Genomic DNA, 10448 nt, shown 5'->3' on the forward strand with positions numbered 1-10448 from the left:
GCGCACCCCGAGCGGTTCGCGCGCCGGCCACGGCCACCCCGTCTACCCGAGACCGTGTGGATCAACCAGCCAGTCCCAAGCCAACCGAGTAACGACCAACTGTCTCATTTGACTTGACATCTACCGCTCGGCACGCCGTCCAGGAACGTCCACTGATGTCCATCAAGCCAGGCCAAGGCCTCCGTGATGTCCACTGGCGTCCGACCCGGTTGCAGTACAATTGCAGTACTGCGACTCGGCCGGCGATGATTACAGAGCGTTCGGCAGACCCGTCGATCCGCGAGTTCCGTGAATGTCTATGGTCACCGGCTGCCCCAGACCATCCATCCGTCTGCTTGTCATCCGTTGCCGTCTGTGCTAAAGCGCCGACTCGACTGGAGTCGTCCGCTGGTCATCTGAGCCGTGTCCGTAGCGCTGCGACCAACCGTCTCTCCAAAAAATCAACACTCGCACGTCGCGTGCTGCGAGACGCGCGTCGGCGAGTCTCCCACGACACACGCTCGGCCAATAAGAGGGCGGTACTGGACGAGTCTTCGTATCGTCTACACAAAGGCGACGCTCCTATGGATATCATCTCTCGGACGTCGTGCGTACCGAACGGGGGCCCTCCATGATCGACATGTCTACCTGGCCAGACTTGGAGGTAGACGTGATCGACACGTTGGTGCTCGACAAACGCAACGTTCGGCTTACCGCTACACCTGTCGGCGCAATCGAAACAGACATTATTGCAGACCTTTTTAAAAACGAACAGGCGTTCAGTCTTCTTGAGGCTATCGTTAAGGTCGGGTATTTGACCCATGAAGTTCCTATCGTCGTTCATCGGCGGGAGGGTTTGGTCGTAGCGGAGGGAAATCGCAGGGTCGCTGTTCTGAAAGCGATTCAGAATCCCTACCTGGCGGCGGGTTATGAGACTCGAATTCTTCGATTGGTTCGAGATCTTCCGAATAGGGATAACCTCAAGAAAATCACGGTAAAGGTAGCGCCAAGCCGAGACGACGCCGATCAACTTATCGCGGCCTTGCACACGAGTAATCCCCGCAGGGCATGGAATCCTGACCGTCAAGCCGATTTTTTTCAGGCTCAGGTCGACGCAGGGCGAACCCTCGCGGAGCTAAAACAGCGGTACCCGACGGTCGAGGTTGGCAAATTCGTCTTTAGAGCCAACTTTCTCAATGCTTTCAGGTCTGTCGAATTTGCGGACAGCTCACTAACCGACTATGCACGAGACAAATCTAACAGGCGCATAACGGCAACCTTGGCGCGACTGTACGAGTCGTCCCCGTTCCAAGCTCTACTGGGCCTGAAGCTAGATGAGGTCTCAGGCCGACTGCAGATGACCGTTGATGCGCGCACTTTTGCGAAGATCGCCGAAGTAATTGCTAACGGGATTCGAGAAGGCGACCTTACGACGCGTACCCTAAACAAAACAACGAGCCCGCGCTACGAGTCGCTTCTAGAAGAGCTAGAGGAAATTCGTAATCTGGGTATGGTAGGCAATGATGACTCAGAAGAGAACATTGGGGATGAAGGGATTGGCTCCTCGCCAACAAACAGCGATTCGGATACAAATCCCGAGCCAAAGAAAAAGAGATCAGGGCGAAGGGACGCTGGAACTCCCAATCCCAAAGCTGGAGATGAGGCAGAAAGCGGAAGCAAGGTTTCTCCACCTGAGTCTCCCAAGCCTAACCCTCGTCGTCCAGCACGGTCAGCCGTTCTTGAGACTAGTCAGCTAGTTGTACCTCCTACTTACCCTGAGGCAATCAAGAAGATTCTATTCGAGCTTACAAAGCTACAAGTAGAGAAGTTTCCGAACGCTATTTTCGATCTGATGCGGACTTTCTTGGAGAAGGTTATTAAGGCATACGCCGATTCGCTCGGCGAGGATATTCGTCAGACGCACAACCAGAGGGGCTACGTCTATCTTAGCCACTGTCTAGACTGGTTGGACGATCATTACGAAAAAAACGGCCCCCGTCAGCTAATTCAGGTAGTCCGCAAGGTGAAAGGGGGCAAGTTGAACGGGTATATTGCATCTCAAGACCACTTGAATGCGATAAATCATAATCATGAGATCTTTGCCACGCCAAGTGACGTCCGAGAGTGCTGGGATGTCATAAGCAGTATTCTACGAGAGATCCTCAAGCCATGAGTAGTCGGCGAAGCTCTGGCGGCCTGCTAAGGCGTCCGATAATCTCACCATTGCGCTACCCGGGCGGCAAAGCCTCTCTTTATCTCAGGCTGGCGGACCTGATCCGCTCARATCGGCTATCGTATGGCACGTACGTCGAGCCATACGCAGGAGGTGCCGGTGCGGCACTGGCACTCCTAGTCACTGGTCAGGTACGTCGAATCGTAATCAATGATTTGGATCCTGCTGTCTACGCTTTTTGGCGAGCACTTAAAGAAGATCCTGAATCCTTTAGTCGTCGAATTGAGAATGTAGATCTAAGCGTAGGCGAATGGCGTAAGCAAAAAGAAATACAGACTTCTGTAGACCGGAGCGACTTCCAAGCTCTAGGGTTTTCCACCTTTTACCTCAATCGTACGAATAGATCGGGCGTCCTGAATGGTGGTCMGATCGGAGGCCTTGATCAGTCTGGCCCTTATAAGATCGATGCACGCTTCAATAGATCGGATCTGGTCGAGCGCGTTCGGCTATTTAGCCTACACTCTAAAAGAATCACTGTTCTGAACCTTGACGGACGAGAAGTGATTCGTAGGTATAGTCCTCGCGACGACGTTTTCGTCTATGCCGACCCCCCCTATTTCGAGAAGGCGGGATCACTGTATTTGAACTCCTTCTCCGAGGCCGWTCATGCTGCGCTTGCCAAGTGTCTGAATTCTCGGGCATCAGCTATCTGGCTCTTGACATATGACAACTCGCCAAAGGTGGCGGAACTGTATCCTGATCRCCGCCGTACGATTTTCAGYCTAAACTATTCGGCACATCGAATTGCTCGTGCAAAGGAGGTGATGGTTTACTCAGACGCTCTCGCGTTAGTTGCGAGTCAGCAGGCATTGTGGTCCGAGAATGAGGCGTGACCGTAATGAACATGATGGAATTTCGTGCGTACCTCTTTTTCATCGTTCTGCAGCGGATCTGCGCGGTGCGAGCGGGCCTGGACAGGTAGTCCCAGGGCCTCGGTCGACCTGAACGCCGGCGTTCCCCTAAGCCTTCGATTTCTGTGTTCCGCGGTGCGGGCTGGCGACGCACCGGCGAGCACGGCCGTCCACGGCCGCGCGCAGCCGTCGTGCGGCGCGGCCGGCACCGCGTCTTGATCCTAAATCGGCTAATTCGGCAGTCTGCTGGCTTATCGCCGGATGGGTCAGAGAGTGCGGGGTTCGTCCTCGGTGACGGTTCCGCCGATGTCGGCGTGTCCGGGGGGGCCTGGGCGGGCGTGGATGATGGAGCCTTTGYCGTGGTGGAGGGTCAGGGGGCGGCCGAGGGCGGCGGTTAGGCGCATGGCGCCGGATCCGCAGGCTTCGTCTTCGGGGATGCCGACCCGGTCGGCGAAGGTCCGTACTCGGATGGTGCCGGCGTCTTCGTCTTCCCATGCCCATAGTTGGGTGAAGTCCTGGCCGGGGTGTAGGGGGCCGGTGAGGTCGTCGACCTGTTTGGGGTCGTCGAGGCGTTCGTGCCACCACGGCGGGGTGGATGCCAGGGCGGCGCGTACCCACACGCCGTTGTCGTCGGTCCAGGTCCGGGCGTCGCCTCCCTCGGTGCGGAGCACGTCTTGTGGGGTGCCGTGGATGCGGCCGAGGAACCAGGCGGCGCCGACGGCGGGATGCCCGGCGAAGGGGATTTTCGTGCGGGGGGTGTAGATGCTGATCGTGGAGGTGGCGGTGTCGTCGATGAAGACGGTTTCGCTGTAGCCGAGCCGGGCGGCGATCTCCTGGCGGTGCGCGGGGTCGGGGACGGTGGTGGCGGCGTCCTCGACGACTCCGAGGGGGTTACCGTGGTTACCGGCCTGGTCGGTGAACACCCGGACGACCCGTACTGTGACCACCGCTGGTGTCTCCCCTCGGCTTTCCACCGTTTCCCGCGTCGGGGTCATCCTGCCCGTTGGGTGCGGGTTGTGTCCGGGGAATGAGCGGTTCGGGAGCGCGTCGGGAGCGGCCCTCTACGTCTACGGCCGGTGTGTCAGAAGGCGGCGATCTCGTGGCGAAGGTCGGCGGCGGTGGTGGAGGTGCGGTAGCGGGGGGCGTCGAGTAGGGCGGCGATGCGGTCCAGGCGGCGGCGGTGCCAGGACACCCGTTGCTGTGGGGGGATCGTCAGGACCGGTCGAAGGGCGTCGGTGACGCCGTCGATGTTGCCGCGGAGCAGGCGGGCGGTTGCCAGGTAGACATGCGCGAGGATTTCATCCGTGACGAACCGTTGGTCGGCGGGTCCGGTGCTGAACAGGGTGATGGCGGTGGTGATGGCTTTTTCGGCGTCCGCGGCGCCAGTGCTGTCGGGAAGCCAGATCAGGCTTCCACCGGCGTAGTAGTGCTGCATGGCGCGGGGGAAGGTGAACAGCCCGGTTTCGATGTCGGATGGTGGGGTGTCGTGGTCGCTGGCGTCGGCCGCGGCGGCGAGTGCGGCGCGGGTACCGGGGATGTCGCCGAGGTGGGCCAGGCATTGTGCTTCGCCGCTGACGATCCGGGCCAGGCCCGCGCCGGTGGGACGCAGTGCCATCCCGGCGTGGATGTATTGGAGGGCGTCGCGGTGCCGGTTCGCGAAGCGCGCGATCAGGCTTTGGGTGCCTCGCGCCCATACCGCAAGGCCGGTGTGTCCGGCGAGGTCCGCGCACATCAGGGCGGCGCGGGCGTGGGTCATGGCCGGGCCGGGTTTACCCAGGTCGATGGCGCCGTAGGCGAGAATCCCGGAGAGCTGCCCGGCGATCAGGTAGAGGTCGTGGATCTGCGCGGGCCGGCGGGCCTGGTCGAGGACGGCCAGGACCCGGGTGCGGGTGTCGATGCTGTCGGCAAGGACCGCCTCGGGGGGTCCGGCGATGTAGTCGAGGGAGAGCCGGGCGACGTCGTCGGCGAGCTGGTCGAGAACGAGTGGGTCGACGGTTGCCGCGCCGAGCCGTTCCAGGATGGCGGCGGACTGGCGGGCGGCGGCGGTGACCAGGGTGTCGGGGGCCATGTCGAGTCCGGCAGCGGCCGGGATCGCGAGGGACACCGTCCGGCGGGTGGGCAGCGTTTCGGTGGTGCTGGTAGCCGGCGGGGTGTCCGGGCTGGTCTTGTCGCTTTCCAGGCCGAGCCGGGCGCGGGGGATGTTCAGGCCGCTCGCGAACCGCTCGAAGACGGCCAGGGTCATGACCTGCCGTTTGCCGTTGCGGATCTCGCTGATGTGGGACTGCGGCATGCCACAGGCGGTAGCGATCTGCCCCTGGGTGGCACCGGTCCACTTCTGAAAGATTTTCAGCACCGCGGCCATGTCGCGCTGCTCCAGGGCGTGGGCCATCTCGGGGCGGTCCCACAGACCGGCGGGTGCGGCGGGGAGTTCGCGGTTACGTGATGTCACGGCTGCCTCCCGGGCGGGACAGGGGGACGCGGCGGGTTTCAGGCTGTGCACTGTCCGCCAGTGTAACCACCGGGTGTATACGGCCGGCGACCTTTTCAGCGCTCGTGTAGCTCGTAATCGTGGCCGGTGGCCGGTCCGCTCCGGGTGGGAGAGCGCTGCTTTCCGGGCGGGCTGGGCCGGTGTCCCAACAAGGGGAAAACGACCACGAGACGGGGTGCGGCCGGTGACGGCAACCACGACAGGCCCAGCGGACGACGGAAACGCGGAGGAACGGCCATCGGTGCTGTACGGGGTGGTGCGGTTCGAGCCCGGTGGGGAACGCCGGGTCCGCGATACGACGATCACGTTTGATTCGGCGGCGTCGGCGGAGGTGTTCGCGGTGGAAAGCGGCTGGCACGACTATCAGGTGACCCCGCTGTTCTTCTTCGTCGACCGTGCCACGGCGCCGGCGGCGGGCCGGCTGCTGCTGGGGGCGGCGCTGGCCCGGTCGGTGCGGCGGGCCGGCGGCCGATGAGCGGCGGGGAGCACGCCCGGGTCACCGCGCACGGGGACATCCACGCGATCACGATTTTTCCGGCGGATCGTCCGGTGGACGTGCTGGATGCCTGGGCTGCACTGCCGGACGGGGTGGGGTTCGCCGACGCGTTCGGGGATGTGGAAGTGACGTTGGTGTTCCGTCCGCTCGGCGACCTGCTGCCGCCGGGGCCGCCCGGCGGGATGTCCGGCGCGCCGGATTGAGCGTGCAGGCGGCCGGTGCCGTCCCGCGATAAGCGGTGGCGGCGGGGGCTGGGGTGGTGTGCAGGGGTCAGGATCCCGCAGGCGGCAATGCCCGCCCCGGGGTGCTGGCCCCTTTACCTGTGGGCGTGCGCGGTGACGAGTTCTTCGACCGTGGCCAGTCGGAGGCTGAGGTCGGCAAGCTGTTGTTCGATGCGGCCGATACCGGCGAGGATCTCCCGTTCGATGGCCGGCGGTGCCGTGCCGGTCGGGCTGGTCCCGGCGGTCAGGACGCGGATCAGGTGGTCGTCGGGCCAGTCAAGGGCGTGGGCGACCGCGGTCAATGTGGCGTTCTGGACCCGTCGGCCGTGCGCGCCGTGCTGGATGCGGCGCAGGGTGGCCACCGACACCCCGGAGGCGTCCGCGAGTGCCTTCTGTCCGATCCGCTGCTGGGCCATCCGGCTGTTGACCGCGTCGGCGACCGCGTTCCAGTCCTCGTCGGGGCGGGGGCTGCGGGCGGTGTGCACCGGAACRCCGTTTGACATATAGCAAAGGTAACCCGGCTGACCGTGCCGGCGATACTGATCTTCCGGGGGGTGCCGTCGAGTATCCGGTGGCTGTATACACCGGCTGGAAAGCGCTTGGCGAGCGCTTTGTAAGCCGTGCACTGTATGTCCTGCAACGACCGACGGCCGGCACCCGCCGGCACACTGACAAGGTGGGACGAGGTGACAACGGCGATGGCGGTACCGCAACGGATTCCCGTGGCGTTCACGGACGTGTTCCCGCACGGCGCCTACGTGCTCGGGGTGGAACCGGTCAACGACTTCGACAAGGCGAAGGCGGGCCTTCCGGATGCGCAGGAACGGGACAAGGTCACCGGCGAACTGGTGTGGGCGGTACGGGTGATGGACGCCGATCCCAACGCCCGTGCCGGCTCGGCGGAGGTGAAGGTGAAGATCGCTGCCGGGGTGCGGCCGGTCCCGCCGGAACCGCTGGCGGGCACCCCGTTTCGGCCGGTGGAGTTCGACGGGCTGACCCTGACCCCGTACGTGAACACGAACGGGCAGAAGCCCCGGCAGGCGTATTCGTGGTGGGCGACCGGGATACGGCCGGTACGCACCGGCTCCGGGCGGGCGGCATGACCGGGCCAACAGCCACCCCGGACGCCGGTGGCGGGCGGGGGCCGGTCGGGTCGCACGGGCATATCAGCGTGCACATCGGATCGGGCTGGTCGGCCCGGTGCTTCACCTACCCGCACGAGCGGCCGATCCTCGCGGTCGATGCCGACCACACCCACCTGTCCCTGTCCGCGACGGACGACGCGGTAACCGTCGATCATCTCGCGTTCGCGCGGGCGCTGGTGCGGGCCGCCACCGACTATCTGCACGAATGCGAACGGCTACTGACAGGCCGCACCACCGACGCTTCGACGGGCGATACCGCAACCGCGGCCTGAACACGCTTCTCCCGGGTACCGGAACGGCCGTCTGAGCCTTCTTGTCGCTCCACCGGCTCTGACCCGCCGATTTCTCTTCCTTCCGCTCCTTTTTCGTGTGATGCAGGGTGGGTGTGATCTGTCATGGCCAGAATCAACGGCTCCCGGCCGTTTCCCGAAATACCGACCCGGCATCCGAAAGTCGACGTACCGCTGTGGGTCGTGCTCGCCGGGCTGGCCGGGCGGATGTGCGCCCGGCTGGTGCTCTTCCTGATCCGGCATCCGGTGCTGGTGGGCCTGCTGCTGACAGTGCTGGTGATCCGGGACCGGTACGGGGCGGCCGGGCTGGGCCTGGCCCTCCTCGCCGTCGTCGGGCTGGCGGTGGGGTGGCGGCTGGCGCACCGCCGGTCGTTCGCCTGGCTGACCCGCTGGCTGCACGGCCGGCTGCGGCTGCTGGCGGTCTACCGGTGGCGGTGGCGGCCGGTGATGGTGCATACCGGGCTGGCGATCCGGGTGCCGGTGTCCAACGGCGACCGGGTCGCCTTCGCCGAAACCTTCCCCCGGATCCGCACGATCCGCTCCGACCGGTGGGCCGACCGGCTACGGGTCGAACTGCTCTACGGGCAGACCCCGCAGCAGTGGGCGGAGCAGGCCGAGGCGCTGCGGCAGGCGTTCCGCGCGCAGGCATGCCGGATCCGCGCCGATCGGGTGGGGTACATCTGGGTGGAGTTCACCCACCGTGACCCGCTCGCCGGCCTCGTCCCCCCGGCCGACATCGATGGTCCGGACGCGGACGGCGGAGACGGTGACGGTTGGGATGACGACGCTCCGGTGGACCTGGCCGGGATTCCAGTGGGCCGGCGGGAGGACGGCCAGCCCTGGCGGCTGCCGGTCCGCGGCGCCCATGTGCTGGTGGCCGGGGCCACCGGGGCGGGCAAGGGCTCGGTGMTCTGGGCGACGATCCGCGGGCTCGGCCCGGCGGTCCGCGCCGGCCTGGTCGAACTGTGGGTCGCCGACCCCAAGGGCGGGATGGAACTCGCGTTCGGCCGGGACATATTCACCCGGTTCGCCACCGACACCGCCGGCATCGCCGACCTGCTCGACGACGCGGTATCGGTCATGCGCGGCCGGGCCGGACGGCTCCGCGGGGTGACCCGGCTGCACACCCCGACCGCCGACGAGCCACTGATCGTCGTGATCGTCGACGAGCTCGCCGCGCTCACCGCCTACGTCACCGACCGGGAGCTCAAGCGGCGGCTGGCCGCCTCGCTGCCGCTGCTGCTCTCGCAGGGCCGGGCACCCGGCGTGGTGGTGATCGGGGCGGTGCAGGACCCGCGGAAAGAGGTGCTCCCGTTCCGGGACCTGTTCCCGGTCCGGGTCGCGCTGCGGCTGACCGAACCCGACCAAGTCGACCTGGTCCTGGGGGACGGCGCCCGCGACCGCGGGGCGCGGGCGGAGGAGATTCCCGAGGGGCTGCCCGGGGTGGGCTATGTGCTGGCCGACGGGCAGGCCGACCCGGTGCGGGTGCGGGCCGCCTGGATCGACGACGCCGAGATCTCCCGGATGGCGCACCGCTACCGGCCACCGGTGACCGGTCAGGTCGTTGGTCTGGACGATCCCAGCGGCGGGTGGACTCCGGACGTCGACGGCTGGGCGGCATGAGCGGACCGGACGGCTACGCCCCGGTGTTCGTGCTGCCGTTGTGCTCCTGGTGCCGGCACCTGTGGGCGGCGCACCGGGCCGGCGCCGGCTGTCGGGTGCCGGTCGGGCGGGGGCGGGTGTGCGGCTGCCGGGAACCGCCCCCCGGCCACCCGCCCGACCCCGACCCGGCCGGCGACGGCCCGGACCACGACAACCACGACCAGGATCAGGAGGAGCGGGCCGCATGACGCACGGAACGGACCCGGCCGGCCGGCTGGCGGCGCATCCGGACGGTCCGACCGGCACCGTCTCGACCACGGACCCGGCGGCGGGGAGCCGGGCGGCGCGGCTGCGGCTCCCGCTGGCCCGGCAGGTCCTCGAGGCGGTCGCGGTCGACAACGGGGTGTGCCTCCGCCCGCTGGCCATGCGGAGAATCGACCTGACCACCGGCGAGACGGAAACCGTCCCGGTGCCGTGCGGGGCCACGCTGGCGAGTAAGTGCCCGCCGTGCGCGGACCGGGCACGCAAACTGCGGATGGCGCAGTGCAAGGCCGGCTGGCACCTCGACGACGAACCACTCCCCGACCCCGACCCGCCGACTGACGACGCGAAAACCCTCGTCCAGCTCCGCGCGGATCTCGAAGCCGTCCGCACCGACGCGGTGACCAGCCATCACATCGAGCAGATCACCGAAGCCGACGATCTGATCTCCCAGGTGGACGCCGCGTTGACCGATCTTGGTGTGCGCGGCACGACCGCGCCGGAGGACCGGGAGCGGCCCCGGCGGACCCGGTCGACCCGGCGCAGGCAGGACGCCCCCGACCTGCCCCGGCTCCCCGTCGACCGGCGCACGGTGGGGCGGACGTTCACCGCACCCGACGGGACGGTGTGGCGGCCGTCGATGTTCCTGACGTTGACCTGCGACAGCTACGGCCGGGTGACCAGCGACGGCACCCCGGTGGACCCGACGTCGTACGACTACCGGCGGGCGGCCCGGGACGCGATCCACTTCCCGAAGCTGCTCGACCGGTTCTGGCAGAACCTCCGCCGGGCGGTCGGCTGGGACGTGCAGTACTTTGCCGCTCTGGAGCCGCAACGGCGGCTGGCGCCGCATCTGCACGCGGCGATACGCGGCACGATCCC

12 protein-coding genes are annotated in these 10448 nt (G+C 66.2%); 9 read left to right on the forward strand and 3 right to left on the reverse strand.

Annotation, left to right across the window (positions count from 1 at the left end; genetic code table 11):
* Positions 1-649 precede the first annotated feature (649 nt).
* Both BL254_RS26500 and BL254_RS29640 read left to right on the forward strand, forming a co-directional pair.
* Entirely contained in the window at positions 650-2152 is a 1503-nt protein-coding gene (locus tag BL254_RS26500) for a hypothetical protein (protein ID WP_139342442.1), read from the forward strand.
* Entirely contained in the window at positions 2149-3045 is an 897-nt protein-coding gene (locus BL254_RS29640) for a DNA adenine methylase (protein WP_076844875.1), read from the forward strand. Before BL254_RS26500 ends, BL254_RS29640 begins: the two co-directional genes overlap by 4 nt.
* A 284-nt stretch (positions 3046-3329) precedes the next feature.
* On the opposite strand, the gene BL254_RS21720 is transcribed toward BL254_RS29640, so the two are convergent.
* Both BL254_RS21720 and BL254_RS27920 read right to left on the reverse strand, forming a co-directional pair.
* Complete coding sequence (locus BL254_RS21720) at positions 3330-4010, reverse strand: PhzF family phenazine biosynthesis protein (RefSeq protein ID WP_083731297.1); 681 nt, start codon at positions 4008-4010, stop codon at positions 3330-3332.
* A gap of 134 nt (positions 4011-4144) precedes the next feature.
* Positions 4145-5512, reverse strand: a complete 1368-nt coding sequence (locus tag BL254_RS27920; RefSeq protein ID WP_052914996.1) for a helix-turn-helix transcriptional regulator — start codon at positions 5510-5512, stop codon at positions 4145-4147.
* Between the two features lie 223 nt (positions 5513-5735).
* Here BL254_RS27920 and BL254_RS21730 point away from each other — a divergent pair, with 223 nt between their 5' ends.
* Positions 5736-6026 carry a hypothetical protein gene (locus tag BL254_RS21730; protein ID WP_047225265.1) on the forward strand — a complete coding sequence of 97 codons (291 nt, stop codon included), beginning with the start codon at positions 5736-5738 and terminating at the stop codon, positions 6024-6026.
* 74 nt (positions 6027-6100) lie between these two features.
* Entirely contained in the window at positions 6101-6250 is a 150-nt protein-coding gene (locus BL254_RS27425) for a hypothetical protein (protein WP_162233284.1), read from the forward strand.
* Between the two features lie 113 nt (positions 6251-6363).
* Here BL254_RS27425 and BL254_RS21740 read toward each other — a convergent pair whose 3' ends face one another.
* Entirely contained in the window at positions 6364-6753 is a 390-nt protein-coding gene (locus tag BL254_RS21740; RefSeq protein ID WP_047225262.1) for a helix-turn-helix transcriptional regulator, read from the reverse strand.
* Between the two features lie 213 nt (positions 6754-6966).
* Between BL254_RS21740 and BL254_RS21745 the strand changes: the two genes are divergently transcribed.
* From BL254_RS21745 to BL254_RS21765, 5 genes are all read left to right on the forward strand, one after another.
* Positions 6967-7371, forward strand: coding sequence for a plasmid replication, integration and excision activator (locus tag BL254_RS21745; protein WP_076844881.1), 405 nt, complete (start codon positions 6967-6969; stop codon positions 7369-7371).
* On the forward strand, positions 7368-7685 hold the full coding sequence (locus tag BL254_RS21750) for a hypothetical protein (protein ID WP_076844886.1): 318 nt from the start codon (positions 7368-7370) through the stop codon (positions 7683-7685). Before BL254_RS21745 ends, BL254_RS21750 begins: the two co-directional genes overlap by 4 nt.
* A 123-nt stretch (positions 7686-7808) precedes the next feature.
* Entirely contained in the window at positions 7809-9326 is a 1518-nt protein-coding gene (locus BL254_RS21755) for an FtsK/SpoIIIE domain-containing protein (protein WP_076844882.1), read from the forward strand.
* Positions 9323-9553, forward strand: a complete 231-nt coding sequence (locus BL254_RS21760) for a hypothetical protein (RefSeq protein WP_076844884.1) — start codon at positions 9323-9325, stop codon at positions 9551-9553. The genes BL254_RS21755 and BL254_RS21760 overlap by 4 nt, the downstream gene beginning before the upstream one ends.
* A partial coding sequence (locus tag BL254_RS21765) for a replication initiator (RefSeq protein ID WP_371391158.1) occupies positions 9550-10448 on the forward strand: 899 nt, incomplete at its 3' end. The genes BL254_RS21760 and BL254_RS21765, both read left to right, overlap by 4 nt.

It is taken from the genome of Protofrankia sp. BMG5.30 (assembly GCF_001983005.1).
Classification (GTDB): domain Bacteria; phylum Actinomycetota; class Actinomycetes; order Frankiales; family Frankiaceae; genus Protofrankia; species Protofrankia coriariae.

Excerpts from the sequence above, each read along its gene's own strand:
- BL254_RS21750 (WP_076844886.1), top strand. The coding sequence starts at position 7,368 with ATGACCGGGCCAACAGCCACCCCGGACGCCGGTGGCGGGCGGGGGCCG.
- BL254_RS21760 (WP_076844884.1), top strand. The coding sequence starts at position 9,323 with ATGAGCGGACCGGACGGCTACGCCCCGGTGTTCGTGCTGCCGTTGTGC.
- BL254_RS21745 (WP_076844881.1), top strand. The coding sequence starts at position 6,967 with ATGGCGGTACCGCAACGGATTCCCGTGGCGTTCACGGACGTGTTCCCG.